At 70.2% G+C, this 24,305-nt stretch carries 23 protein-coding genes and 1 pseudogene; 13 read left to right on the top strand and 11 right to left on the bottom strand.

The genetic code is table 11. From position 1 onward, the window contains the following. Positions 1-495 (top strand): transposase (locus tag HCC78_RS26895; protein WP_216671330.1); only part of this gene is annotated, 495 nt, incomplete at its 5' end. A gap of 9 nt (positions 496-504) precedes the next feature. Here HCC78_RS26895 and HCC78_RS26890 read toward each other — a convergent pair. Beyond that, positions 505-1,212, bottom strand: a complete 708-nt coding sequence (locus HCC78_RS26890; RefSeq protein ID WP_172331861.1) for an anti-sigma factor domain-containing protein — start codon at positions 1,210-1,212, stop codon at positions 505-507. Next, complete coding sequence (locus HCC78_RS26885; RefSeq protein ID WP_172331860.1) at positions 1,197-1,739, bottom strand: sigma-70 family RNA polymerase sigma factor; 543 nt, start codon at positions 1,737-1,739, stop codon at positions 1,197-1,199. Before HCC78_RS26885 ends, HCC78_RS26890 begins: the two co-directional genes overlap by 16 nt. A gap of 333 nt (positions 1,740-2,072) precedes the next feature. Here HCC78_RS26885 and HCC78_RS26880 point away from each other — a divergent pair, with 333 nt between their 5' ends. Further along, positions 2,073-3,428: a calcium-binding protein gene (locus HCC78_RS26880; RefSeq protein ID WP_172331859.1), complete on the top strand. Its 1,356-nt coding sequence runs from the start codon at positions 2,073-2,075 to the stop codon at positions 3,426-3,428. A gap of 352 nt (positions 3,429-3,780) precedes the next feature. On the opposite strand, the gene HCC78_RS26875 is transcribed toward HCC78_RS26880, so the two are convergent. Continuing rightward, on the bottom strand, positions 3,781-4,992 hold the full coding sequence (locus HCC78_RS26875) for an MFS transporter (protein ID WP_216671329.1): 1,212 nt from the start codon (positions 4,990-4,992) through the stop codon (positions 3,781-3,783). Positions 4,993-5,115: 123 nt separating this feature from the next. After that, on the bottom strand, positions 5,116-6,036 hold the full coding sequence (locus tag HCC78_RS26870) for a LysR family transcriptional regulator (protein WP_172331858.1): 921 nt from the start codon (positions 6,034-6,036) through the stop codon (positions 5,116-5,118). Between the two features lie 117 nt (positions 6,037-6,153). On the opposite strand from HCC78_RS26870, the gene HCC78_RS26865 reads away from it, so the two are divergent. Further along, entirely contained in the window at positions 6,154-6,705 is a 552-nt protein-coding gene (locus HCC78_RS26865; protein WP_172331857.1) for a hypothetical protein, read from the top strand. A 61-nt stretch (positions 6,706-6,766) separates the two neighbouring features. Here the strand turns inward: HCC78_RS26865 and HCC78_RS26860 are convergent, their stop codons facing one another. Continuing rightward, positions 6,767-9,040 (bottom strand): FdhF/YdeP family oxidoreductase, encoded by a 2,274-nt coding sequence (locus HCC78_RS26860; protein ID WP_172331856.1) that lies wholly within the window; start codon positions 9,038-9,040, stop codon positions 6,767-6,769. 396 nt (positions 9,041-9,436) lie between these two features. Here HCC78_RS26860 and HCC78_RS26855 point away from each other — a divergent pair, with 396 nt between their 5' ends. The 5 genes from HCC78_RS26855 to HCC78_RS26835 are packed head-to-tail and all read left to right on the top strand — an operon-like array spanning position 9,437 to position 13,901. Continuing rightward, positions 9,437-10,273, top strand: a complete 837-nt coding sequence (locus tag HCC78_RS26855) for an alpha/beta fold hydrolase (protein WP_216671328.1) — start codon at positions 9,437-9,439, stop codon at positions 10,271-10,273. A gap of 21 nt (positions 10,274-10,294) precedes the next feature. Further along, positions 10,295-10,984, top strand: coding sequence for a hydrolase (locus HCC78_RS26850; protein WP_172331855.1), 690 nt, complete (start codon positions 10,295-10,297; stop codon positions 10,982-10,984). Positions 10,985-11,037: 53 nt separating this feature from the next. Then, the gene (locus HCC78_RS26845) at positions 11,038-11,337 is read left to right on the top strand and encodes a GNAT family N-acetyltransferase (RefSeq protein ID WP_172331854.1); all 300 of its coding nucleotides are present in this window, start codon (positions 11,038-11,040) and stop codon (positions 11,335-11,337) included. After that, positions 11,321-12,907, top strand: a complete 1,587-nt coding sequence (locus HCC78_RS26840; protein WP_172331853.1) for an MFS transporter — start codon at positions 11,321-11,323, stop codon at positions 12,905-12,907. The genes HCC78_RS26845 and HCC78_RS26840 overlap by 17 nt, the downstream gene beginning before the upstream one ends. 31 nt (positions 12,908-12,938) lie before the next feature. Then, positions 12,939-13,901, top strand: coding sequence for a pirin family protein (locus HCC78_RS26835; RefSeq protein ID WP_172331852.1), 963 nt, complete (start codon positions 12,939-12,941; stop codon positions 13,899-13,901). 51 nt (positions 13,902-13,952) lie between these two features. Here HCC78_RS26835 and HCC78_RS26830 read toward each other — a convergent pair whose 3' ends face one another. From HCC78_RS26830 to HCC78_RS26820, 3 genes are read right to left on the bottom strand one after another with little or no spacing between them, the layout of a single operon-like run. Continuing rightward, positions 13,953-14,318: a DoxX family protein gene (locus HCC78_RS26830; protein ID WP_172331851.1), complete on the bottom strand. Its 366-nt coding sequence runs from the start codon at positions 14,316-14,318 to the stop codon at positions 13,953-13,955. Between the two features lie 3 nt (positions 14,319-14,321). Beyond that, the gene (locus HCC78_RS26825; protein WP_172331850.1) at positions 14,322-16,193 is read right to left on the bottom strand and encodes an amidohydrolase; all 1,872 of its coding nucleotides are present in this window, start codon (positions 16,191-16,193) and stop codon (positions 14,322-14,324) included. Next, positions 16,193-16,459, bottom strand: coding sequence for a DUF1427 family protein (locus HCC78_RS26820; RefSeq protein WP_172331849.1), 267 nt, complete (start codon positions 16,457-16,459; stop codon positions 16,193-16,195). Before HCC78_RS26820 ends, HCC78_RS26825 begins: the two co-directional genes overlap by 1 nt. A 236-nt stretch (positions 16,460-16,695) precedes the next feature. On the opposite strand from HCC78_RS26820, the gene HCC78_RS26815 reads away from it, so the two are divergent. Next, complete coding sequence (locus tag HCC78_RS26815; RefSeq protein ID WP_172331848.1) at positions 16,696-17,646, top strand: AraC family transcriptional regulator; 951 nt, start codon at positions 16,696-16,698, stop codon at positions 17,644-17,646. On the opposite strand, the gene HCC78_RS26810 is transcribed toward HCC78_RS26815, so the two are convergent. Beyond that, the gene (locus HCC78_RS26810; RefSeq protein ID WP_172331847.1) at positions 17,619-18,137 is read right to left on the bottom strand and encodes a Dps family protein; all 519 of its coding nucleotides are present in this window, start codon (positions 18,135-18,137) and stop codon (positions 17,619-17,621) included. The genes HCC78_RS26815 and HCC78_RS26810 overlap by 28 nt on opposite strands. 213 nt (positions 18,138-18,350) lie before the next feature. Here HCC78_RS26810 and HCC78_RS26805 point away from each other — a divergent pair, with 213 nt between their 5' ends. Next, a complete protein-coding gene (locus HCC78_RS26805; protein WP_172331846.1) occupies positions 18,351-19,025 on the top strand; it encodes a YoaK family protein in 675 nt (224 codons plus the stop codon). A 15-nt stretch (positions 19,026-19,040) separates the two neighbouring features. Here the strand turns inward: HCC78_RS26805 and HCC78_RS26800 are convergent, their stop codons facing one another. Further along, a complete protein-coding gene (locus HCC78_RS26800) occupies positions 19,041-19,607 on the bottom strand; it encodes a helix-turn-helix transcriptional regulator (RefSeq protein ID WP_172331845.1) in 567 nt (188 codons plus the stop codon). Between the two features lie 211 nt (positions 19,608-19,818). On the opposite strand from HCC78_RS26800, the gene HCC78_RS26795 reads away from it, so the two are divergent. Both HCC78_RS26795 and HCC78_RS26790 read left to right on the top strand, forming a co-directional pair. Beyond that, positions 19,819-20,478, top strand: a complete 660-nt coding sequence (locus HCC78_RS26795) for a response regulator transcription factor (protein WP_172331844.1) — start codon at positions 19,819-19,821, stop codon at positions 20,476-20,478. Positions 20,479-20,547: 69 nt separating this feature from the next. Beyond that, positions 20,548-20,910, top strand: a complete 363-nt coding sequence (locus tag HCC78_RS26790; protein ID WP_216671327.1) for a response regulator — start codon at positions 20,548-20,550, stop codon at positions 20,908-20,910. 5 nt (positions 20,911-20,915) lie between these two features. Here HCC78_RS26790 and HCC78_RS26785 read toward each other — a convergent pair whose 3' ends face one another. Continuing rightward, positions 20,916-22,436: a sensor histidine kinase gene (locus HCC78_RS26785; RefSeq protein ID WP_172331842.1), complete on the bottom strand. Its 1,521-nt coding sequence runs from the start codon at positions 22,434-22,436 to the stop codon at positions 20,916-20,918. A 962-nt stretch (positions 22,437-23,398) separates the two neighbouring features. Here HCC78_RS26785 and HCC78_RS35010 point away from each other — a divergent pair. Then, positions 23,399-24,126, top strand: a pseudogene (locus HCC78_RS35010) (hypothetical protein); the annotation flags it as partial. Positions 24,127-24,305 lie beyond the last annotated feature (179 nt).

Here is a 24,305-nt window from a genome sequence, read left to right as displayed (position 1 = left end):
CGGGTTCTGGCTGCGTCATGGCAGGCTCTTGACCCACAGGATCCATGCCGTGAATCCCCGAAGCCGACGAGTTCTGCAACAACGCCCTTCGCACAAGCCGAGACTCTTGCCACTAGGTCGAACCTGCTCCAATCGATCCCGGGAATTGGTCCGGTCCCGGCTGCGATGCTGATTGCCGAATGGCCCGAATTGGGCCGGATGACGTCCGGCGAAGCCGCCGCCATGACCGGCCTCGCGCCGGTTCCACATGACAGAGGGGCGAGGCGAGGCAGGAGAGCGATTGCGGACGGGCGACGTTCTTTGCGACATGTTCTGTTCCAGGCAGCACTCGCTGCTGCCTGCCGCAACCCAGTTCTCAAGCCGGTCGCCAAACGTCTCGAGGAGCGCGGAAAGCCAAATGAACTCGTCATTGTCGCAATCGCGCGAAGGCTGGTCACAATCGCAAATGCGGTCATCAAAACAGACTCAAACTGGCAGATTCAGCCCGGCACATGAACACGTTTGCTAGATTTTCTCCACAGGTCCAACCGCGACGACCGTGCCCGTCGGACTGCCGGTCGGGGAGCCTCCCGGGGGTTCGTCGGAGATCGCCAGCATGCTTGCGGGCAGGTCGGCCAGAAGCGCGCGCGGCACCGTGATGCGGGTTCGGCCACCGGCATCCAGCACCCCGAGCGAAACCGGTCCCGGCGCACCCTCGGCAATCAGCCACAATTCGAAAACCCGCCCCGGGGGCGGCGTCCCGGCCGTCACCTCGACCAGCATCCGGTCCGCAGATGCATCGCTGCGGGCCAGGACCGTCACGCTGCGATCGTCGCTGGCGAGTTCCGCGCGGTAGCCGGTCGCAAACCTCTCCTGCGTGCCGGAAACGAAAAGTCCGACGGCCACAGCCGCGACGAGGGCAAGAGCCAGGACCGGCCGCAGCATGGGCCTCTGCCGCAATCCGGCCAGCCAGCCGTCCCGCCGCGCCGTCCCGGCGGCGGCTCCAAGAACCAAGGCGCGCAGGCGCGCGGGCGGCGGCTCGTCCGCGAGCCCCTCCGCAAGCGCCGCGAACTGCCTTTCCCAATGGGCAACCAGCGCGCGCAGCTCCGGCTCGTCGCGCAGGCGGGCTTCGAACGCATCCTGCTCCGTTTCCTCCAGCAGCCGGAGGACATACTCGGCCGCAAGGGCCCCGTCGCCATATGTATCCTCCGGGCCGGTCATCGGGTCAGGCATTCCCTGAGTGTCATGAGGCTGCGCCGCAGCCAGGTGCGGAGCGTGTTGAGAGGCACATCATAGCGTCGGGCCAGGTCCTTGTACGTTTCCCCGAGCAGATAGGCCCGCTTCACGGCATCCGCACGGTCGGTCTCCAGCTCGTCGAGGCAGGCCCTGATCGCGCTGCTCTCGGACCGAACGATGGCGCTGGCCTCCGGGCCCGGACGGTCATCGGCGACGGTGCCGGCTTCGTCGATGGCCACGGTCGCCACCTTTCGCTTGCGGAGCCTGTCGATGGCCAGGTTGCGCGCCACCGTGATCAGCCAGGTCATCGGGCTGTGGCCGGTGACCGCGTAGCTGTCCGCCTTGTGCCAGATGCGGACATAGACCTCCTGCAGGGTCTCCTCCGCCTCGCCGCGATGGTCGAGCACGTGCAGGCAGACGGCGAACAGCTTGGCGCTGGTGACGTCGTAGAGCGCCGCGAAGGCAGACTGGTCCCGCAGCGCGACACGGGCGATCAGCCTTTCGATGTCCTCTCTTGGCGTCATGGGGCCAAGAGAGGCATGCGGGGCGGCGCTGTCAATCGCCGCCCGGCCGCGAGCGCCGGAAAGTCGCGTCCCGCGGATAGCTTTCCCGTTGGGCAGCGCCGCCCGCGGCCTGCCGGGCGCGGCGGCCGGCGCTGACCCGCGGCAGGGGCGCAGCCGCGGTTCCCGTCCAGCCTGCGCCCCACGTCCCCTTGGCCACGGCCACGGACACGGACACGGACACGGAAAAGTTCCGGCCGTCCGCTGGCCGCTGAAAAAAATCCGGCATTGCTGAAACTCTCCCGGCGGCGGGTTCGTGACTACCGGTGTCGGTTCAATTCCAATGGAGGTAACGACATGGCCCATCTGGGTTCATCCTATTCATCCTACGAAGTTTTCCTCAACCGCGCAGAGGCGTTCTGGACGGTCGACCTGGCCGCAATGAACAATTCCGGCGTCACCGGTGACGCCCTGCTGGCCGTCAGCACCGAAGAGGACGGCACCCGGTACCTCAACATCTCCATTTCGGCCGAAGGCCTCACGCCGGATGTCCAACATGCCCAGCATGTCCATGGCACGTTCAACGAGGATGGCACGCCCAGCGACGCCAGGATGCCCGTCATCTCCGACGATGCGGACCAGGACGGGTTCGTCGAAGTGCTGGAAGGTCTTGCCGCCTACGGCGACATCCTGCTGCCGCTGGTGGATGGAGGCGGCGCGCTGCCGATGACGCGGGCGGACGGAACGCTCGACTTCATCCAGAGCTACGACCTGGGCGATGCCGCGAACTTCTTCAGCCCGGTGAGCGGCAACGACTACACCGCGGAAGATCTGATGCCGCTCGAAACGCGGGAAATCGTGCTGCACGGCCAGATCGTCGGCGCGGGCTTCGGCACGGGCACGGACGGCGAGATCGACGGCACCCAGGACGGCTATGTGGGCCTCCTGCCCGTGGCCGCCGGCGAGATCGAGGCCACCAGCCAGGCACAGGCGCTGGACATTCTCGAGGACCAGTTCGAACGCGCGTCCGAAAGCGTACGTCTCGGCGGCGGCGATGATGTCTTCGACGGCGGCGCGGGCGATGACACCGTCCAAGGCGGCACCGGCAAGGACCGCATCGAGGGCGGCGCGGATGACGACGAGCTTCACGGCAACGCGCAGAATGACGTGCTTCTCGGCGGGGACGGCGATGACCGCCTCTACGGCAACCAGGGCCGGGACCGGCTGTTCGGCGAAGACGGCAACGACCTGCTGGTCGGGGGCCGCGGTGTCGATGCGCTGCACGGCGGCGGCGGCGATGACACCCTGAACGGACACAAGGGCGCGGATGCGCTGCATGGCGGCGATGGCAACGACAAGCTGGACGGCCAGAGGGGCGCGGACGCGCTGGACGGCGGCGCGGGCGATGACGTCCTGAAGGGACGGCTCGGCGACGACGTCATGACCGGCGGCGACGGCGACGACCTCCTGTTCGGCGGCTACGGCTGGGACGAGTTCGTCTATGCCGACATGCAGGAAGGCGATGACGTGATCGGGGATTTCGAGGACGGTGTCGACCTGATCTCCCTTGCCGGACTCGGCCTGGGCATCGATGACCTGTCCTTCTCCGAGACCGGTGGCGGCATGGATGCCATGATCGAATTCGGCAGCACGTCGATAGTGCTGGCCGGCGTGACGGTCGATCAGCTGGATCAGGGCGATTTCATCTTCTGATGCCTGCTGTCCGGCTCGCCCCGTCGCGAGCCGGGCCCCATGACGCCAATTCCGGTGCCGGGAACCGGCGCATGGCCCAAGGCACTTCCGGCCAGGGCCGCTGGTGCCGAGTTGCCATGATCGGCCGGAGCGCCCGGGCAGGTGCGGCGTCGCGGCCTTCCGCGCCGGGACGTCCCACCGTGCCACGGGGCGCCGCGCGGTTCAAAGCGTCCGGCCGGGCGAAGCGGTTTATCCCGGCTCGGGATCCGGCAGCTGCATTGCCCGGACCGGAGCGCCGCCGTCACTCCGCCGGTTCCCAAGGCAACGCCCGGCCGGGCGATTGCCATCTGCGGACCGGCTGCACCGGCTGCGCTCAGTGCCTTGCGCCATGCCTGCGGCGCCGGAAGGCTTCTGCGGATGTCATGGCCAGAAGAATGACCGCGGCTCCGTAGATGTCGGCGGTCCGGCCGAGGCCGAGATGCGGCACGGCAAGGCCGGCAAGGACGACCGGCAGGCTGAAGGCCAGGTAGCTCTCGGTGTAGAAGGTCGAGAGCAGCCCGGCGCGGTCCGCGGCATCGGCCCGCGGCAGCAGCTCCCGGAACGCGCCGGAGAAGGACGTGCCGAAGCCCGCGCCCGCAACAGCCACCCCGGCGAAGATCATCGGAACCGAGGCAAGCTGCAGCGCTGCCAGCGCCAGCGCGGTGCCGAGCGCAAGCGCAAGCGCGCCCCCGAACAGCACGCGTTCGGCCGGGAACCGGCGCAGCCCGGCAGCGGCCGCGACCGCACCGGCCATCAGCGTTGCCACCACGAGCGTGCCGGCCAGCGGCGCGTTGCGTCCCTCCGCCAGTGCCACGAGAGCGGGCATCAGCGAAAAATTCAGCCCGCCCAGGGCCCAGCCCGCGACATTGACCGGCGTGACATGCAGGAAGCTGCGCCGCGCTGCCCGCGGCAGGCCGAGTTCCGGCAGGAGCGAACGCCATGCGCCGGGCCTGCGGCCGGTCGTTTCCGGCATCCAGCGCAGCAATATGGCCAGAACGGCGGTGAGGACGAGCAGCACCAGATAGACAAGAGTTTCCGGCGCGGGCGCGAAGCCGGCGAGCAGCCCGGAGCCGAGCGCACCGAGGAACAGGCCCGAGAAGGCAGTCACGCTGTTCAGCAGCGGCCCGTGCCGTCCGTCCGTGTCGAGAATGGCTGCGCCGAGGGCGGTCGTGGCCATCCCGGTGCCGAAGCCCTGGACCGCGCGCGCGGCCCCGAGCGACAGCGCGGAATGGGCGTCGATGAACAGGATCATCGCGGCCCCGTTTGCCAGCAGGGCAGCGAAGATCACGGGACGGCGGCCGACATGGTCCGAGAGCGCGCCGACGGTCAGCAGCGCTGCCAGGAGGCTGATCGCATAGACCGCGAAGATGAGGGTCAGCGCGCCGGGGCCGAGACCGAAGGCCTGCTGGTAGTGCTGGTAGAGCGGCGTCGGCGCGGCGGCGCTTGCGAGGAAGGTGGCAGCTGCGGCTGCGCTGTAGGCAGTCATGGCTCCGCGCGGCAGGCGGAAGCGCCGCCCGTCAGGCGGGGCGAGGTCTAGGATGGCCATTGGGAACTCCGTTCGGGGGATCCGGCCCGCATATGGGCCGCTGGCCGCAAGATGGACCTTCCGGGGCCCGCCGATAATGCACGCAACCGTCGGAACTTTCATGCGCCGCGCGCAAAGATGCCCTCAGCAGCGCCAGACCGGCGGGCTGCCGATCGCGTCGCGGAGCGCTGCCGCGACCGCGCGGAACCGGGCTGAGGGCTGCGGCAGCGCCCGCAGGATCCAGATGCCCGCCTCCTCCGCATTCCAGTCCTCGCTGGCGGGGAAGAGCCGTGCGAGCCTGCCGTCCCGCACATCCTGCCCCACGACCCAGTCGGGCAGGAGCGCGATCCCGATCCCGGCCAGCGCCGCGCCGCGCATCGCCTCGAAATCGTCGCAGCGCAGCACCGCGCCCGGCCCTTCGCCGCGCCCCGCAGGATGGCCCAGCACATCTGCCCAGCCCAGCAGATCCGCCCCGTGGAGCTTGTCGATCAGCCGGTGGCGGACGAGCGCGCCGCGTTCCCCGGGCTCTCCGTGCCGGGACAGGTAGCCAGGCGCGGCGACCAGCAGCCGCCTCTGCCCGGCCAGGCGGGAGGCGATCAGCGTGCTGTCGGCAAGGGTCCCGATGCGGATCACCGCATCGAGGCGTTCCGCCACCGGATCGGCCAGCCGTTCGGTCAGGTCCAGCTCCACCGCCAGCCCGGGATGGCCGCGTATCGCCGCCTCTACGGCCGGGATGACATAGCGCTTGCCGAAGGTGGGAAAGCAGGCAATCCGGAACACGCCCGTCACCGCGCCGTCGAAAGCGGCAATCTCGGCATGGGTATCGGCCAGGTCGTCGAGCAGCCGCTGCGCCCGCTCGTACAGGCGTTCCCCGGCACCGGTCAGCGACAGCGCCCGGGTAGAGCGGACGAAGAGCGGCACGCCGAGACCGTGCTCCAGCGCGTCGATCTGGCGGGCGACCGCCGAGGGCGTCAAGCCGCGCCGCCGCGCCGCCGCCGAAAAGCTGCCGCCACGGACGACCTCGGCGAAGACGCCCAGATGCTCGGCAAAGCAGGGATCCGCCACTTGTGCGCTCCGTGCAAAATGGTTGCGGGTTCTGCAAGCCTTATCGCAGGCGGCGGGCCACCGTAAGTCCCGGGAACGGCCGGCCATCGGGGCCGCCGCCCGGCAAAGGAGCCTGCCATGGAAATTCTCGACCGCATCCTGTCCCAATCCGCCTATGCCGCCGAAATCGACGTGCCGCTCGACCAGATCGACATCGAGGAGTGGCTGTTCACCCTGCCCGAGGCCGAATACCTGCGCTGCTGCCCGCCCGACCATATCGCCGCCGGGGTGACCGCCACAGATGACGGCCGCCGCATGTCGATCAATGTCGAGATGATCGGCACCGGCCTGGTCGTGCAGCACTATGTCTGCGAGGAAGCCGGACCGGCCTATGTGCGGATGAACTCGATATCGGACGTGTTCACGCCGAACGGCCGGACCCAGGTCAATGTCGTCTGGGAGCTGATGGCCGAAGCCGTCGAAGGCGGCCGGACGCGCTACACCAACCGCGTGACGGCGCATCCGACCGATGCCTTCATGGCGTTCATCGAGGCGCACGGGCTTTCCTACGAGGATGCCGCTGCGGCCCGCCAGGCATCGGGCGGCGACCACAACCGCCGCGAAACGCCGCTGTTCGCCGCCAGCATTGCCCGCCGCGCGAAGCTGCGCGCCGTCCAGTCCGCAGCGTGACGCCACCCCGCCGCAGCGGGACGGGCCGGGCGGAACCCTCCGTCCGGCCCGCGCGCCGCAGTCAGCTCTCCGGCAGCCTGCGCAGCCGGACCGGCACCGACTTGTAGGAGGGCGTGCCGCTGTCGGGGTCGTGGAAGCCCAGCGGCACGAGGCCGTTCGCCTCCGGGTAATAGGCCCCGACCGACCCGCGCGCGATGTCGTAATCGACCGCGGTGAAGCCCGACAGGCGCCGGACCTGGCCGTCATCGTAGACCGTCTCGAGTTCCACCTTGTCGCCCGGCTCGATCCCCAGCGCCTCCAGATCGGCGGCATTGGCGAAGACCACGTCGCGCCGCCCGAACACGCCGCGATAGCGGTCGTCGAGCCCGTAGATCGTGGTGTTGTACTGGTCGTGGCTGCGCAGCGTGGTCAGCTTCAGCACGGCCGGGTCCATCCGCACGGGGTCCTCCTCCAGCCCGCGGAAGGGCAGGAATTCCGCCTTGCCCGAGGCGGTGTTCCAGACCCGCTCGGTCGGCGGCAGCGGCAGGCGGAAGCCACCGGGAACCTGGATGCGCGCGTTGAAACCGGCGAAATCCGGGAAGACGGCCTCGATCTTGTCGCGGATGCGGCCGTAATCGGCCACCAGTCCCGCCCAGTCCACCGCCGTGCCGGGCAGCGCCGCCATGGCCAGCCCCGCGACGATGGCGGGCTCCGAGAGCAGATGCTCCGAGGCCGGCTGCAGCTTGCCGCGCGAGGCATGGACCATCGACATCGAGTCCTCGACCGTCACCGATTGCGCCACGCCGCCCTGCAGGTCGGTCTCGGTCCGGCCGAGACAGGGCAGCAGCAGCGCCTCCCTGCCCACCAGAAGATGCGAGCGGTTGAGCTTGGTGGCGATCGACACCGTCAGGTCGAGCCCGGACATTGCCGCATAGGTCCGCTCGCGGTCCGGCATGGCGACGATCAGGTTGCCGCCGAGCGAGATCAGCACCTTCGCGCTGCCCGCGACGATCGCCTTGACCGCTGCCACCGCGTCATGGCCATGTGCCGCCGGGGGCACGAAGCCGAAGGCCGCCTCGATCCGGTCGAGCATGGCCTGCGACGGCTTCTCGGTGATGCCGACGGTGCGGTCGCCCTGCACGTTGGAATGGCCGCGCAGCGGACAGATCCCGGCGCCCGGCTTGCCGAAATTTCCGCGCAGAAGCAGGAGGTTCGCCATCTGCTGTACATTCGACGTGCCGGTCGCATGCTGGGTCATGCCCATGCCGTAGGTGACGATGGTCGCCTCCGAGCGGACATATGCCGCAGCGACCTGGCGCAGCGCCCCGGCCGCCAGCCCGCTCGCGGCCTCGATGGCCTCCCAGGGTGTCGCCTCCAGATCCGCTTCCAGCGCCGCGAACCCGTTGGTGTGCTCGGCGATGAAGCCATGGTCCAGCGCACCGCCCTCCGCGGCTTCGATCTCCAGCACCGCCTTCATGATGCCCTTGAGCGCCGCCGCATCGCCGCCGACCTTCACCTGGTGATAGGCGGAGGCGATCTCCGTCGAGCCCATCGTCGCCATCTCCACCGGGTTCTGCGGATCGGCGAAGCGTTCCAGCGCGCGCTCGCGCAGCGGGTTGAAGACCACGATCGGCACGCCGCGGCGGGCGACCTCGTGCAGCGTGCCCATCATCCGCGGATGGTTGGTGCCCGGGTTGTGGCCCATCGCGATGATCATGCCGCAGCGGTCGAAATCTTCCAGCGACACCGTGCCCTTGCCGATGCCGATGGATTGCGGCAGCCCGACGCTGGTCGCCTCGTGGCACATGTTCGAGCAGTCGGGGAAGTTGTTCGTGCCGTATTCCCGCGCGAAGATCTGGTAGAGGAAGGCCGCCTCGTTCGAGGCCCGCCCGGAGGTGTAGAACTCCACCGCATCCGGATCGGCCTGGCGCTGCAGGACCGCGCCCGCGAGCGCGAAGGCGTCGTCCCAGCTGACGGGCAGATAGCGGTCGGTGGCCGGATCGTAGCGCATCGGATGCGTCAGGCGGCCCTGGCTTTCCAGGTCGAAGTCGTTCCAGCCCAGCAATTCCGTCACCGTGTGGGCCGCGAAGAATTCCGGCGGCACGCGCTTCTTCGTGGCCTCCCAGGTCACCGCCTTGGCGCCGTTCTCGCAGAACTGGAAGGTGGACGTGTGCTCCTTGTCGGGCCAGGCGCAGCCGGGGCAGTCGAAGCCCGCGGGCTTGTTGGTGCGCAGGAGCGTCACCGCCGCGTCGGAGGCATCCATCTGGCTGCGCACCGCCTTGGCCGTGGCCCGCAGCGCGCCCCAGCCGCCGGCGGGGTTGTCGTAGCGGGCGATGCCGGGAATGGGCTTCTTCATGCGGAGGCTCCTTGCTTGCCGTGCGGGAGGCCTGCGGTCGATGCCCGGCTCCCCCGGATGATCGAGGCCCAGTATCGCGGAAGGACAGTCCCGGGTCTTGCACGATCCTGTCATCCCGCGGGCCGCGCGTGCCGGTTTCGTGACATTCCGGCTGCTTCGCGACAAGAGCGCGGCGCATCGCGGCGGGCATGAATTCGGGGCGCCCGGCCGTCCAGCGGCGGCTCGGAACGCGCCAGACCCCAGCCGCAGGAGGCCGTCTTGCCCGATCCCTTCCCCCCCTTCCGGCGCCGCCAGGTCCTGATTTCCGGGACCGCGATGGCCGCTGCCGCGGCGCTCCCCCCGCTTGCCGCCCCTGCGGCAGGCCTTCCGGACAGCTCAGACGCAGGAGACATTTCCATGGGCTACGTAACCACAGATGACGGCACCGAGATCTTCTACAAGGACTGGGGGCCGAAAGATGCCCAGCCGGTGATGTTCCACCACGGCTGGCCGCTCAGCTCGGACGACTGGGACGCGCAGATGCTGTTCTTCCTTGGCGAGGGCTACCGCGTGATCGCCCATGACCGCCGCGGCCACGGACGGTCCTCGCAGGTCTCCGGGGGCCATGACATGGATCACTACGCGGCCGATGCCTTCGCCGTGGCTGAGGCGCTGGACCTGCGCGGCGCCATCCATGTCGGCCATTCGACCGGCGGCGGCGAAGTCGCGCGCTATGTCGCGCAGCACGGCATTCCCGCGGGCCGCGTGGCGAAGGCGGTGCTGGTTGCCGCCGTGCCGCCGCTGATGGTGAAGACCGACGCCAACCCCGAGGGCACGCCGATCGGGGTCTTCGACGGCTTCCGCGCCGCGCTGGCGGCGAACCGCGCGCAATTCTTCCGCGATGTGCCCGCGGGGCCGTTCTACGGCTTCAACCGCGAGGGCGCGGATGTCTTCGAAGGCGTGATCCAGAACTGGTGGCGACAGGGCATGATGGGCGGCGCCAAGGCGCATTACGACGGCATCAAGGCCTTTTCCGAGACCGACCAGTCAGACGACCTGCGCGCCATGACAGTTCCCACGCTGGTGCTGCATGGCGAGGACGACCAGATCGTGCCGATCGCCGATTCCGCCCTGAAATCGGTGGACCTGCTGCCCCAGGGCACGCTGAAGACCTATCCCGGCTATCCCCACGGCATGCTGACCGTGCATGCCGGCGTGCTGAACGCCGACCTGCTTGCCTTCGTGAAATCGTAACCCCGGGAAACGGAGCCCGACATGTCCAAGCTCGACGTCCTCACCCCGCAGAACAGCCAGGTCATCTTCATCGACCACCAGCCGCAGATGGCCTTCGGCGTGCAGTCGATCGACCGCCAGACGCTGAAGAACAATGCCGTGGGCCTTGCCAAGGCCGCGAAGATATTCGGCGTCCCGACCACGATCACCACGGTCGAGACCGAGGCCTTCTCGGGCTACACCTATCCCGAGCTGCTCGACGTCTTCCCCGAGGCGCCGATCCTGGAGCGCAGCTCGATGAATTCCTGGGACGACCGAAAGGTGCGCGACGCGCTGCTCGGCCATGCCACGGCGGGCGCGGGCAAGGTCGTGGTCGCCGGGCTCTGGACGGAGGTCTGCAACTGCACCTTCGCGCTTTCCTGCCTGGCCGACACGGAGCTGGAGATCTACATGGTCGCCGATGCGTCGGGCGGCACCTCGAAGGAGGCGCATGACCAGGCGATGGCGCGGATGGTGCAGGCGGGCGTGGTGCCGGTGACCTGGCAGCAGGTGCTGCTGGAATGGCAGCGCGACTGGGCCAACCGCGGAAGCTACGATGCGGTCATGGCGCTGGTGAAGGAGCATTCCGGCGCCTATGGCATGGGCGTCGACTACGCCTATACCATGGTCCACAAGGCGCCGCAGCGCACCGCGCATCGCGGTCCGGTCCGCGCGCCCGTGCCTGCCGAATGATCTCCACTGCGGCTGGGGACACCCCGCCGCTTTCCCCTCGAGAAGGAGCGCCCATGCCCGATCCGGTCATCACCTTTGCCGAAACCGAGACCAAGGCCCGCTATGCCGCCACCGTGGAAGGCGTCACGGGAGAGGCCGAGCTGACCATCTCCAAGGTCTCGGACACGCTGATCATCGCCGATCATACCGGCGTGCCCGACAGCATGCGGGGCCTCGGCGTGGGCCGCGCGCTGGCGGAGCGGCTGATCGCCGATGCGCGCACGAAGGGCCAGCGGATCGTGCCGCTCTGTCCCTTCGTGCGCGCCCATGCCATGAGGCACCGCGACGAGCTGGCCGATGTCATCCAGTGGTAGCGGCGGGGCCTACGCGCCTTTCGGCCATCCCGCCTTCGCGCTGCTGTGGACGGCGACGCTAGTGTCGAACATCGGCACCTGGATGCACGAGGTCGGCGCCGGCTGGCTGATGGCAACGCTGGCGCCGAGCCCCGCCGTGGTGACGCTGGCGCAGGCGGCCGGCACCCTGCCGATCTTCTGCTTCGCGCTGCTGGCCGGGGCATTGGCCGACCGGATGGACCGGCGCAGGCTGCTCATCGGCATCAACCTCGCGCTGCTCGCGGTGGTGTCGGTGCTGGCGCTGCTGGTCTGGACCGGGCGGATGACGCCCGCGCTGCTGATCGGCTTCACCCTGGCGATCGGCACCGGCGCCGCGCTGATGGCGCCGGCCTGGCAGGCGATCGTGCCGCAGCTGGTGCCCGCGCCGGATCTGCGCGCCGCCATCGCGCTGAATTCCATGGGGATCAACATCGCCCGGGCCATCGGACCGGCCGTGGCGGGGGTGCTGATCGCCTCCGCCGGGCTGGCCGCGCCCTTCGCGCTGAACGCGGCCAGCTTCGTGGCCATTCTCGCCGCTCTGACGCTCCGGCGCCCGCCCCCCGCCGCGCCGAAACGGGCGCATGGCAGCCTCCTGTCGGAGATGGCCGTCGGGCTGCGCCATGTCCGCCACAACCGCGCGATGCGCGACACCTGCCTGCGTGCGGCGGCGTTCTTTGTGTTTGCCTCCGCCTACTGGGCGCTGCTGCCGCTGATCGCGCGCGGCGCGGAAGGCGGCGGGTCCGCGCTCTACGGCGCGCTGATGGGGCTGATCGGCGCAGGGGCGGTCACCGGGGCGGTTCTGTTGCCGAAGCTGCAGGCACGGCTCGGATCCGACGCGATGGCAAAGGCCGGAACGCTCGGCACCGCGCTAGCGCTCGTCCTGATGGCCGTCGCTCCGGTTCCGGCGGCGCTGATGCCCGCGGCCTTCCTGGGCGGTCTCGCCTGGATCGCGGTGCTGACCTCCTTCAACGTCTCGGCCCAGACCGCCCTGCCCGACTGGATCCGCGCGCGCGGCCTATCGGTCTACCTGATGACGTTCTTCGGATCGATGACGCTTGGTTCCGTCCTCTGGGGCCAGGTCGCCGCGCGCGGCTCCATCCCCGCTGCGCTGCTGACCGCCGCCGCGGGCCTCGCGGCGGCCATGGTGGCCACGCGCCGCCTGGCCATCGGACAGGGCGAGGGCCTGGACCTCTCCCCTGCCGCGCTCTGGCCGGAGCCCCCGCCGCCGGCGCCGGGGCAGACGGAGGACCGCCCGGCGCTGGTCACCGTCGAATACCGCATCGCCGGCGCCGACCTTGCCGATTTCCTCGCGCGCATCGCCGGCGTCCGCGCCGAACGGCTGCGCAACGGCGCCACCCGCTGGTCGGTGCATCAGGCCGTCGAGACGCCCGAGCTCTGGCTGGAAAGCTTCCACCTGCCGAGCTGGGCCGAGCATGTCGCCCAGCATGGCCGCGTCAGCCATGCCGACATGGATCGCCATGCCGCGCTGCGGCGGCTGCACGGGGGCGACACGGCGCCCGTCGTGCGGCACTATATCGGACCGCCGCGCTGAGGCGGTCCCGGACCACAGGGAAGGAAACCCCATGAGCTGGAATCCCACACACAACCCGGACTGCCCGGGCTTCGGCTGCGCCGCGCTGGAAACGCTGATCATTCCGCGCGCCCGCGATATCGGCGGTTTCGACGTGCGCCGCGCGCTGCCCTCGCCGAAACGCCAGATGGTCGGGCCCTTCATCTTCTTCGACCAGATGGGCCCGGCGGAGTTCATCACCGAGGGCGGCATCGACGTCCGGCCGCATCCGCATATCGGGCTGGGCACGGTCACCTATCTCTACCAGGGCGAGTTCGAGCACCGCGACAGCCTGGGCACGCACCAGATGATCTATCCGGGCGAGGTCAACTGGATGGTCGCGGGCCGCGGCGTCACCCATTCCGAGCGCACCAGCGCCGCCACCCGAGGCCACCGCCACAGCCTCTTCGGCATCCAGACCTGGATCGCGCTGCCCGAGGACCGCGAGGAGATGGCCCCGGATTTCGAGCATCACGGCAAGGAGGCGCTGCCCGAGATCGACGATGGCGGCATCTCCGCGCGGCTGATCCTCGGGACGGCGCACGGTCAGGCCAGCCCTGTGACGCTCTATTCCGAGGCCTTCTATCTCGACGTGATGCTGGCCCCCGGCGCGGCCTATCCGCTGCCCGACGAGCACGAGGACCGCGGCCTCTACATCACCGAAGGCTCCATCGAGGTGGCAGGCGACGTCTTCGAGGCGGGCCGGATGATGGTCTTCCGCCCCGGCGACCGGATCTCGGTCAAGGCGGGACCGGCAGGGGCGCGGCTGATGGCGCTCGGGGGCGCGACGATGAATGGCAGCCGCTACATCTGGTGGAACTTCGTGTCGTCGTCGAAGGAGCGGATCGAGGCGGCGCAGCGCGACTGGAATGCCGCCGACTGGGAGGGCGGACCCTTCCGCCTGCCGCCCGGCGACACGGACGAATTCATCCCGATCCCGGAAGCGTTGCAGCGGACCCGCCCGAAGGAGTGGTGAGACCACCCTCCGCCGTGACAGGCCGCCGGGAAACCGGCGGCCTTCCGCGTTTCAGGACCTCCGCTCGCGCAGCGCAACGTAGCAGAAGGCCCCGGCCAGGCCGATATGCTCGAAGAACGCATTGGTGGCGCCGGTGCGCTCCGTCCCCGGCGGCATCTGCCAGAAGCGCAGCGCCAGGAAGGTCGCGGCGAGGGTGAAGGCCGCCAGCGCCAGCGCGGCCGGGACGCGGCCCCGCCCCGAGACGACCATTGCCGAGGCCGCCAGCTCGAAGCAGATGACCCCGGCGGCAAAGACCGGCGCGGGCTGCAGCCCGAAATGCGCCATTTCGGCGATGGCGCCGGGGAAGTCGGCGAGTTTCATTGCCGGTCCCTGGATGTAGGCGGCGAAGAGCGCCAGCAGGCAGAGGCGGCCGGGCATGGCTCAGACCGCCCAGCAGGCGCAGCCTAGCGCGCCCCAGAACGACTTCAGATCCGACACCGGCAGCCCGGCCCCCCAGGCCTGCGCATGGTCATGGCCATGCACGCCGCAGGCGCTTGCGCAGCCGCAGGAGCGGGCGACTGCTTCCACTGGCAGGCCGAGCCCCGGCGCGCCGTAGCCGCCCCAGCGCCGCACCGGCGACCAGTCGGGCATCGGCGGCGGCAGCTCGGTTTCGTCGAGACCGGCAAAATGGCCCGCCGCCCAGACGACCTTGCCCCCGACCATGGTCAGGTCGCTGGCAATCCCGGCGATCTCGGCCTCGGGGCAGGCAAAGTAGTCGCGGTCCGGCAGGGTCAGATCGGCCAGCATCCCCGGCGCGATCCGCCCGCGGCGTCCGTCGTCTCCGGCGAACCATGCGACCTTTTCGGTCCACATCCTCAGCGCCGTCTCCCGGTCGAGACAGTTGCGCGCCGGCGTCACCCGCAGCCCGCCGGCCGTCCGTCCGGTCACCAGCCACGACAGCCCGACCCAGGGGTTGTAGCTGGCTACCCGCGTGGCGTCGGTCCCGGCCGAGACCGGGATCCCGGCCTCGATCATCCGTGCGACCGGCGGCGTCGCCTCGGCCGCGCGCGCGCCGTAGCGCTCGGCGAAGAATTCGCCCTGATAGGCCATGCGGTGCTGGACCGCGACGCCGCCGCCAAGCGCAGCCACCCGCTCGATCGAGCGCTCCGAGATGGTCTCGGCATGGTCGAAGAACCACGGGATGCCCTCGAGCGGGATGTCGCGGGCGACTTTCTCGAACACGTCGAGCGCCCGGCTGATCGTCTCGTCATAGGTCGCATGCATCCGCCAGGGCCAGCGGTTCTCGGCGAGGATGCGCACGACGCCTTCGAGGTCGTCCTCCATCCCCGGCGCCAGATCGGGGCGCGGCTCGCGGAAATCCTCGAAATCCGCCGCCGAGAAGACCAGCATCTCGCCCGCCCCGTTATGGCGGAAATAGTCGTCGCCCTGACGGTACTTGACCGTCCTGGTCCAGGCGAGGAAATCGGCCTTCTCCTCCGCGGGCTTCTGGGTGAAGAGGTTGTAGGCCAGCCGCACGGTCAGCTGCCCCTCATCGGCCAGCTTGGCGATGATCTCGTAATCCTCGGGGTAATTCTGGTTGCCGCCGCCCGCGTCGATCACGCCGGTGACGCCCAGCCGGTTCAGCTCCCTCAGGAAATGCCGGGTGGAATTGAGCTGGTATTCGGGCGGCAGCTTTGGCCCCTTCGCCAGCGTCGCATAGAGGATCGCGGCATTGGGCCGGGCCAGCAGCAGCCCGGTGGGATTTCCGGCGGCATCGCGCTGGATCTCGCCGCCCGGCGGGTTCGGCGTGGTCCGGTCATAGCCCACCGCCCGCAGCGCGGCGGCATTGAGCAGCGCCCGGTCGTAGAGATGCAGAATGAAGACCGGCGTGTCGGGCGCCGCGGCATTGATCTCGTCCAGTGTCGGCAGGCGCTTCTCCTCGAACTGGTGCTCGGTGAAGCCGCCGACCACCCGCACCCATTGCGGCGGCGGCGTGACCTCGGCCTGGTCCTTCAGCATCGACATCGCGTCGGCAAGCGAGCGCACGCCGTCCCAGCGCAGCTCCATGTTGTAGCTCAGCCCGCCGCGGATCACATGGGTGTGGTTGTCGACCAGCCCCGGCAGCACGAGGCGGCCGCGGAGATCGATCCGGCGCGTCTGCGGCCCGGCCAGCGCCAGCATCTCGGCATCGGGCCCGCGCGCACAGAAGCGGCCGCCGCGGATGGCGACGGCAGTGACGCCGGGCGCTGCCGGGTCGAGCGTCGCGAAACGGCCGTTGAAGAGGATCAGGTCGGGATGCGTCCGGTCCGCCATCATCCGGCCTCCGTCTCGCGCCGCGGCTGCGGTCCGTGGATGCTGGGCATTTCGCCGAAGATGTGGCGCTGCGCGGCCGGGATCAGCGCCCCGGGCTCGCCGCGCTGCAGCAGCCAGCGCGCGGCAGGCAGCGCCTGTTCTCCGACCAGCATGCCGAGAAGCCCGACCAGAGCGATCACCGGCGGCGCGGGCGAGCGGACCTGCATCAGGCTGTAGATGACGCCGACGGCAAGGCCGGCGCCGAGGGAGAGAAGATAGGGTTTCATCTGGCGGTCCCTTGAAGGGTCCGGCCGCCCCTGGGACGGGCGGCCGGAGGGTGGGCGGGGAGGAGAGGCCCCGCAACAGCCTGCGCCCGCGGCGACCTGCCCGGATTGCAGGCGCCGCCCCCGGTTTGGACGTTTCGAACGCGCCCGTTTGCCTGCAAGCGATTGTCCTGCGACATCTCCGGAGGTACCTTGCGGCAGCGGCTTCGCAGGGCCGCCTGGTTTCAAGGAGTGCGCGGATGGCCGCCCGGATCACGGAGGACGCGCCCGGCAAGGCAGCAGCGGCGCCGCCGAGGGACTCGCTGGGCTGCACCCTGTCGCGCCTGTCGCGGGACGAGGCCGTCGAGGCCGGCGGACTGGTCTTCCGGCGCAAGTCGGCGGCTGGCGATCACCGCTCGGAGGTGGCGACGCCTGCACAGGAGCGAGGGCTCCTCGTCGGTCTGTCGCTGGTCGACGGGCATCTGCGGCAGGACACGCGGCGCGGCCGACGCGGATCGCGGATCTTCGACCGCGGCATGGCCTATCTGCGGGATTTCGACAGCGACTATGCCGCCGCGATGGACGGCGCCTTCGATTTCTTCCTGATCGAGCTGCCCGCCGGGATCGAGGCGGAAGCGGGTGTCCTGGCCGGGCTCGATCCCGGCGCGGGCCTCGACCGGGTGGAGGCAGAGCCCGACCCGGCGCTCCTGGCCATCGCGCGGGGCGTTCTGCCGGCGCTGGCCGACCCGTGCCGGGCGGACCGCCTCCGGCTGGAGGAACTGGCCGTGCTGGCTTCGGCGCATCTGCTGTCGCGCTATCGCCGGGCAGGGGCCGCGGAACGGCTGCACCGGCTCTGCGGTCCGGCCCTGCGGCAGGCGCAGGACCGGCTGATGTCGCGCGAGGAGGGCGCCACGATCGCGGCGATCGCGGCGGATCTGGGCATGTCGCGCTCGGGATTCTTTGCCGCGTTCCGCGCTGCCACCGGCCAGACGCCGCATCAATGGCTTCAGGCCGAACGGGTGCGGCGGGCGCGGCAGATGCTGGTTGCAGGCAACCGCAGCATGGCCGAGATCGCGCTGGCCTGCGGGTTCTCGGATCAGAGCCATTTCACCCGCCAGTTCGTGCAGGCGACCGGCCTGCCGCCCGGACGCTGGCGCGGACGGCTGGCCCTGGCCGCGCCAGCTCAGAGCGGCTTGCGCAACATCTCGTAGAGGAACCAGCGGCGGCCTTCGGCCTCGTCGATCCAGGTCTCCACCAGGCTCGCGGTGGCGATGTCGCCATGCAGATCGCAGAGCCCGTGCAGTTCGGCCAGCCACTCGGCCAGCGTGCCGTTGTCGTCGCGCAACTCGGCCAGCATGTCCGACGGCGTGACGAAATCGGCGTTGTTGTCCAGGAGCCGCTGCCGCGCCGCGATCTGGCCGGTCGAGCGCAGCGTGCCCTGGCCGAGCTTGCGCGCGCGCTCCGCCATCGGATCGGTCATCGCCAGAAGCTCTCCGGCCATGTCGTCGAGCATCAGGTGCCCGTCACGGAATCCGGGGCCAGAGTAGTGCCAGTGGAAATTCCTAGTCTTGAGATAGAGCGCGAAGACATCCGCCAGAGTCTGCGTCAGCGCGGCGCCGAGATCCCGGCGGGCGGCAGCCTCGATGCGGTGGGGAACCGCCAGCGGGGCATTGCGGCGGGCGGTCAGGGTCGTCTGGTCCATGGGAAGGCTCCTTTTCGGAATGATGCCCCCAGACTGGCGCCTTGCAGCGGCGCGCGCTTGGCATCCCGGCATCCGGCTTGCACGGAACCGGCATTTCCGTGCTTGCGGCGCCCGCCGGGTGCGGAACCGACAAGGCGCGGGGGCCGCCTGCAATCGCCGGCAGGCCGCGCAGTCCAGTCTGGCGGGGCAACCTGACAGAAAGGGCCCTCCGCCATGTCCCAGCCCCCCGTTCCGCCGCTGCCGCCGCTGCTGGCCGCCCTTACCTTTGCCACCGGAATGATCGACGCAGTCAGCGTGCTCGGCCTCGGCAATGTCTTCACCGCCAACATGACCGGAAACGTGGTCTTCCTGGGCTTCGCCGCTGCGGGCGCCGGGCCGTTCCATCCCGGTCCGCTCGCCGCCGCGCTGGCGGCCTTCCTCGGCGGGGCAATTGCCGGGGGCCGGATCGGCCGCGGCTGCGCGGCCTGGCCGCTGCGGCGCTGGCTGGGGATGGCGGCCGGGATGGAGGTCCTGCTGGTCTGGGGCGCTGCGGCACTGGCCGTCGCGGGTCCGGAGGCGGCACCGGTCGCGATGATCCTCTGTCTCGGTGCCGCGATGGGGCTGCGCAACGCCACGGTCCGCAGCCTTGCGGTGCCCGACATGACGACCACGGTTCTGACGCTGACCCTGACCGGCATCGCCTCGGAGTCGCGGCTGGCCGGCGGGACCGGCCGCAGCCTGGCACGGCGGGTCCTGGCGGTTGCGGCGATGTTCGCGGGCGCATTTGCCGGGGCCGCGCTCCTGCGGGCCGCCGGGCCCGGCGCCGCCCTGGCGCTGGCCGGGGCGGTCACTGCGGCAGCAGTGCTTGCCGTGCTGCCGCATCCGGGCATGGCCGCCCCGCGCCGCTGACGGCCCGCACGGCCGTCAGCCTTCGGCGTGGCGGCGGCGCCAGAGAAACGGGGTGTCGCCGACATGGCGCCGGAACAGCCGGGTCATGTGCGCCTGGTCGGTGAAGCCGCAGGCGGCCGCCACCTCGCCCAGCGGTTCGCCGCCTGCCAGCATCCGCTCCTGCGCGCGGCGCAGGCGCAGCCGGATGAGGAACCCATGCGGCGTCTCTCCGGTCGTGGTCTTGAAGGCGCGCGAGAAGTGCCCGGTGCTGAGGCCGGCGATCCCGGCCAGATCCTCCACCGCGATGGCAGCGGCCAGATGCGCCTCGGCATGCGCCAGCACCCGCTTGAGCTGCCATGGCGCCAGCGTGCCGCGCTCCGCCCTGCCCGCGCCTTCGCGCATCAGGGGAAGGAAACGGCCGTCTCCTTCCGCGGCCTCCTGGCCGATCATCGCTTCGAGCGCGTCGAGATAGCCATGGGTCGAGGCCGGATCCGCCTCCACCGCCTCGCGGAGGTCATGGAGAAGCTGCTCCAGCGCTGCCGCCCTGAGCCCCGCTTCCGAAAGCGCCGCGCGGGGCGCTGCCTCTGTCCGATGATGCAACATGGAGATACTCCGAAACTGGATGTCTGCATTCCGATCCTCGCCCCCGGAGCCCCGCCGGGACATCGAACGCAGGGGCAATCCCGCGCTCCAGGGGTATCGCCCGGCCATACGTTGGTATGGGCCCGCCCGCATTCCGCGCTGCGGCGATGGACAGGCGGCAGCGGGGACGGCACACTGCGGAAGATGCATGCCGCAGCGGACGGGCCGGAACATGACTGCACCTCCATCCACAGCAAGGCGGGCGGACCCCGGCCCCCGCGAGATCGTGATCGTGATCGACGACGACGCCATGGTCCGCGGCGCGACGGAGACGCTCCTGCGGTCTGTGGGATTTGCCGTGCTGACCTTCGAGCGGCCGCAGGACGCGCTGGAGGCGGACTGGCCGGACGTGCCGGGCTGCATCGTGCTCGACATCCGCCTGCCGCAGTTCAGCGGGCTGGACCTGCAGCGGCGCCTTGCCGAGAGCGGCACGGCCACGCCGGTGATCTTCATGACCGGTCACGGCGACATCCCGATGACGGTGACCGCGATGAAGGCCGGGGCGGTGGATTTCCTGACCAAGCCCTATCGCGACCAGGACCTGCTGGACGCGGTGTCCAGGGCCATTGAGACGGACCGGAACCGCCGCGCCGAAGGCGCCGCGCTGGCAGGGCTGCGCGAGGCCCATGCCGGGCTGACTCAGCGCGAGCGCGAGGTGCTGGAGGGCGTGGCGCGCGGGCTTCTCAACAAGCAGATCGCGGGCGAGCTGGGACTGGCGGAGATCACGGTCAAGCTGCACCGCTCGAGCATGATGAAGAAGATGGGCCTCAGGACAGTGGCCGAACTGGTGCGGGCGGCGGACCTCCTCGCCTCCGCGCAAACCAGGGTATAGGTGGCGGGTGCGGACCCCGGGCCCTATCCTGTCCGTGACGCCGGGTTTGCCGGCGCAAGGATGCCAGCCGTGAGCCAGTTGCAGATTGCCGTGATCGAGGATGACGACCTGGTGCGCAGCGCCACAGGGAGCCTCCTGCGCTCGCTCGGCCACCGGGTCGCGCTGTATCCGAGCGCCGAGGATTTCCTGCAGGCCGGTCCGCCGGAAACCGACTGCGTGCTCAGCGACCAGCGGATGGCGGGGCGGAGCGGCCTAGACCTTCTCGAACAGCTCGCGGCGGACGGCCGCACGGTGCCCTTCATCCTGATGACCGCCTTCCTGACCCCCGGGCTTGATGACCGCGCCCGCGCGCTCGGGGCCGTTTCCGTTCTGGAAAAGCCCTTCGACGAAAGCGCGCTGATCGGTTTGCTGGGCGGGCTCGCCGCGCGCTGATCCGCTCAGAGCGGCAGGTCAAGAACCGCCGTCGCACCGCCTCCGGGCGCATTTCCGAGGATCAGCTGCCCGTCATGCGCTTCGGCGATGATCCGGCAGACGGACAGCCCGATGCCCATGCCTTCCGCCCGGGTCGTCCAGAACGGCTCGGTTGCGTGCTCGGCCAGGCCCGGCGGAAATCCCGGGCCGTCATCGGACACCTCGATCCTGAGCCGGCCCGGCGCGCCGTTCCGAAGCGCAATGCGGACGCGCTGGCCCTGCCGCGCCCCGGCGATGGCCTGCGCGGCATTGAAGACGAGGTTGACCAGCACCTGCTGCAGGAGCACCGCATCGCCGCGGATCCGGGTGGAACAGGCGTTGCGCTCGATCTCCAGCGCGATGCCCTGGCGGTCGAGCTCGGGCTCCAGGATGGCCGCGGACGCGTCGACAAGGTCCGAGACCCCCATCTCCTCGCGCACGAAGCGCGTGCCTCCGGTGACGGCGCGCACCCGCGCCACGATCTCGGTGGCGCGCTCCACGGCGCCGTCGAGACTGGCGACCGCGGCACGGGCCTCGCCGATATCCACCGGGTCCCGCGCCAGCCAGCGCCGGGCGGCGGAGGCGAGGCTGCGGATCGCGGCCAGAGGCTGGTTCAGCTCGTGGGACACCGAAGCGGAGATCTGCCCCAGCATCAGCGCGCGGTAGGCGCGTTCGAGTTCCAGCCGCCCGTCGGCCAGCGCCCGGTCGAGCCTGCGCTTCTCCGTCTGGTCGGCAATCGTGCAGGGCACGCGGCGGCGCGGAACGCCAGGCTCCAGCGAGAAGGAGACGAGCACGTCGCGCCAGGCGCCGTCATGGCCGTGGACACGGGCCTCTTCCTCGAACCGCCCGCCCTCGTCCATCATCGCGCGGCAGCGCTCCATCTGCGCGGGCGTGCCGGCCGGAAAGACGCGCAACGGCGCCAGAGGATCGCCGGCCTGCGGATCGCAGAAGGCCGAGACGGCGGACGCGTTCGCCGCGACGAGCGCGGGCCGGCCGGGCGGCGCGTCGAGAAGCGGCGCGAAATCGTATTCGCACACCGGCACGGCTATGGCGTCGAAGGTCGTGCGGTAGCGTTCCTCGCTGGCCCGCAGTGCCGCCACGCCGGCCTGCGCCTTGCGGATCAGGATGCTGCCGCCGATGATCGCGGCGGCGCTGACGGCGAGACGGAGGAGCGAATCCGAAGGGGCATGTCCTTCGTAGACGGTCAGGTGGCTCGCCACGGAGAGGACCAGTGCCGCGGCCGCCCATGGCCGGATATCGCCCTCGTCGCCGCTGGCCCGGTAGATCAGCGCCAGCAGGTAGAGCGTCGCCACGGCGCTCTGCAGCGAGGTGAAGGTGTCCACGGCGAAGATCGCTGCCATGATCGCGGCGGCGATTGCGGCGCGGCGCGGGCGGCCCTCGGGCTTGGTGTCGGAGCTGCCAGCCGATGCCTGGCCGGACCGCTGGACCGCCGGGCGGCGCGCCGCACCCGGCCCGGGCCTGATCTCGCTTGGAGCTTCGCGGTTCATCGCAGGTCACCCTCCGTTCGGATGGCGCCACCCTAGACCGGGCAGAGCGGGCATTCTTGAAGGATCGTCGCCGCTCGGGGCACGATGCAAGGCATGCGCGCCTTCCCGGGGACCGCGGATGCGGCTGCACGCGGCCGCAGGAAGAGAGCTGCCATGTTGACGCGCTCCGGTTGCCGGGCTGGCGATCTCGAAATGCCGGGCGCAGATGCAGGCAGCGTGGCCGCCGCCGCACATCTCTCCAAGGGTCTGGACCAACGTCCTGATACCCGAGGGCCAAGATCCCGCCATGACGCAGCCGGAACATGTCCGCCATCGCAGGGCCAGCTGGAAATCCTTTGACAACGCCTTGAAGCGGCAGCGGGTCTCTGCCGGTCTGGCTGGACCGGGACATGGCCCGGTCCGCGCCGGAGGACGACCGTCTGGGCTGTCCGCCCGTCTTCTCCGAATGGAGAGGATCAGCAGACGGTCCGGAGGAGTCCGGACCAGTCCGCGCTAGCGGCAATTCCTCCGGGGGAGGGTTTGAGGGCCGGACGGGCGGACCCCTGCCCGGCGAATGCCTTCCAGTTCTGCCTCATGGCGAAAGTGCTCTCCAGCCTGCCGCTGCGCCGAACGGACGGAACGGTCTCCACCATGCTCCGGCTGGCAGGACTGCCCGATGCCGGACGTCTCCACGCTCATCCGACGCCAGAGCGAGACGGGACCGTGGCCCCCGTGGGGCCGCGGAAGCACGCCGAACGATCAGCGTGCAGCTCTCGTCCCGCCGTGCTGCTGGTCCCTTGCCGGGCCATGCTGCGCAATGCCGTGCCGGGCAGCAGAGAGCACCGGCCTCAAGTTCCGCGGCGAATGAATAGGGACCGTGCCGCCGCGAAATCCCGGAGAACGAGCGGCTGGCCAGGAAGCACGGCACGCATCGCCGCCGCCGGTGCCGCAAAGTCCATCTCGCAATGGACGCGGCATCCGGCGATGTCCGCACGGTGGAGTCCACCTCCAGCCGCGAAGGCGACAGCCCATTCGTCGGAGAAACGATTTCGCAGTTCGTTTCCTGCTTCCCCTCCTCGCCGGAACTTCTCGGCCAGATCCCGGTCGGCGAGGAAATGGACACCGTCACCGGCGAGTTGCCGGCGGATGGGCCGTCGCCCGTCGGGCCCGAACCGATGGCGCCGCGATGGGCAACTCCGCGCGCCGCTGGCGGCGCCTCCGGCACGCGCAGGTGCCGTTCGGCGATCCCGGCGCGCGGCGGCATGGGGCGCCCGGGCATTCTTCCGGAGTTGTCGGCGGATGCGCCATCGGTCCAAGCGCCGCTGGCGACGGCAGTCATGCCCTCGTTCCCATCCGCAGGAACGGCCGCCTGTGAAAGGGGGACTGCCCGGCCGCGCTCGCCGGGCACGACATTCTGCAGGGCACCCGGCACCTCAGCCGCCTTCGCCGGACTTTCGCGGCGCCACTGGCGCCACGGTTCCCGCTCGCTCTGGAAGCGGTGGTCCGGCTGCCAAGGCCGCAGGAGGATCGAGGCCAGGATGAGAGGTCTTGAATCCTCCGGCGAACGAATTGCTTCGAGGCCCCTGACCGCCAACCCGCCGGGATCCACATCCGCGTCATTCTCGGCTGCGCTCGGACCGATTGCGCTGGCCGCTCATTCATGAACCGCTTCGACGCCATCGGCACCGCCGGGACCGAACGCATGGCCTGACCTCATCCGGGGAACGGGGCACCACGTCCTAAGTGTTTATTCCCGGCATCTGGTTGATTGGGTCGGCGATGAAACTGTCCGGCTCTGAAGTCCGGATCTTGCAGATGCATTCGCAGGGGGCGAGGCCGCCGAGCGGCTCGAGGCGACGTGCGACGTTGCAAGCGGCCATGAAGTCGGCG

The organism is Mangrovicoccus sp. HB161399 (genome assembly GCF_013184745.1).
Lineage (GTDB): Bacteria > Pseudomonadota > Alphaproteobacteria > Rhodobacterales > Rhodobacteraceae > Mangrovicoccus.
The sequence above is the reverse complement of the archived record's forward strand: the minus strand, read 5'-3'. Positions and strand labels throughout refer to the sequence as shown.

What these genes read in the sequence shown, in the direction of transcription:
- HCC78_RS26890 (WP_172331861.1), bottom strand. Translation starts at nt 1,212, where the DNA reads ATGCCTGACCCGATGACCGGCCCGGAGGATACATATGGCGACGGGGCC.
- HCC78_RS26885 (WP_172331860.1), bottom strand. Translation starts at nt 1,739, where the DNA reads ATGACGCCAAGAGAGGACATCGAAAGGCTGATCGCCCGTGTCGCGCTG.
- HCC78_RS26880 (WP_172331859.1), top strand. Translation starts at nt 2,073, where the DNA reads ATGGCCCATCTGGGTTCATCCTATTCATCCTACGAAGTTTTCCTCAAC.
- HCC78_RS26875 (WP_216671329.1), bottom strand. Translation starts at nt 4,992, where the DNA reads ATGGCCATCCTAGACCTCGCCCCGCCTGACGGGCGGCGCTTCCGCCTG.
- HCC78_RS26865 (WP_172331857.1), top strand. Translation starts at nt 6,154, where the DNA reads ATGGAAATTCTCGACCGCATCCTGTCCCAATCCGCCTATGCCGCCGAA.
- HCC78_RS26860 (WP_172331856.1), bottom strand. Translation starts at nt 9,040, where the DNA reads ATGAAGAAGCCCATTCCCGGCATCGCCCGCTACGACAACCCCGCCGGC.
- HCC78_RS26855 (WP_216671328.1), top strand. Translation starts at nt 9,437, where the DNA reads ATGGGCTACGTAACCACAGATGACGGCACCGAGATCTTCTACAAGGAC.
- HCC78_RS26850 (WP_172331855.1), top strand. Translation starts at nt 10,295, where the DNA reads ATGTCCAAGCTCGACGTCCTCACCCCGCAGAACAGCCAGGTCATCTTC.
- HCC78_RS26845 (WP_172331854.1), top strand. Translation starts at nt 11,038, where the DNA reads ATGCCCGATCCGGTCATCACCTTTGCCGAAACCGAGACCAAGGCCCGC.
- HCC78_RS26840 (WP_172331853.1), top strand. Translation starts at nt 11,321, where the DNA reads ATGTCATCCAGTGGTAGCGGCGGGGCCTACGCGCCTTTCGGCCATCCC.
- HCC78_RS26835 (WP_172331852.1), top strand. Translation starts at nt 12,939, where the DNA reads ATGAGCTGGAATCCCACACACAACCCGGACTGCCCGGGCTTCGGCTGC.
- HCC78_RS26830 (WP_172331851.1), bottom strand. Translation starts at nt 14,318, where the DNA reads ATGCCCGGCCGCCTCTGCCTGCTGGCGCTCTTCGCCGCCTACATCCAG.
- HCC78_RS26825 (WP_172331850.1), bottom strand. Translation starts at nt 16,193, where the DNA reads ATGGCGGACCGGACGCATCCCGACCTGATCCTCTTCAACGGCCGTTTC.
- HCC78_RS26820 (WP_172331849.1), bottom strand. Translation starts at nt 16,459, where the DNA reads ATGAAACCCTATCTTCTCTCCCTCGGCGCCGGCCTTGCCGTCGGCGTC.
- HCC78_RS26815 (WP_172331848.1), top strand. Translation starts at nt 16,696, where the DNA reads ATGGCCGCCCGGATCACGGAGGACGCGCCCGGCAAGGCAGCAGCGGCG.
- HCC78_RS26810 (WP_172331847.1), bottom strand. Translation starts at nt 18,137, where the DNA reads ATGGACCAGACGACCCTGACCGCCCGCCGCAATGCCCCGCTGGCGGTT.
- HCC78_RS26805 (WP_172331846.1), top strand. Translation starts at nt 18,351, where the DNA reads ATGTCCCAGCCCCCCGTTCCGCCGCTGCCGCCGCTGCTGGCCGCCCTT.
- HCC78_RS26800 (WP_172331845.1), bottom strand. Translation starts at nt 19,607, where the DNA reads ATGTTGCATCATCGGACAGAGGCAGCGCCCCGCGCGGCGCTTTCGGAA.
- HCC78_RS26795 (WP_172331844.1), top strand. Translation starts at nt 19,819, where the DNA reads ATGACTGCACCTCCATCCACAGCAAGGCGGGCGGACCCCGGCCCCCGC.
- HCC78_RS26785 (WP_172331842.1), bottom strand. Translation starts at nt 22,436, where the DNA reads ATGAACCGCGAAGCTCCAAGCGAGATCAGGCCCGGGCCGGGTGCGGCG.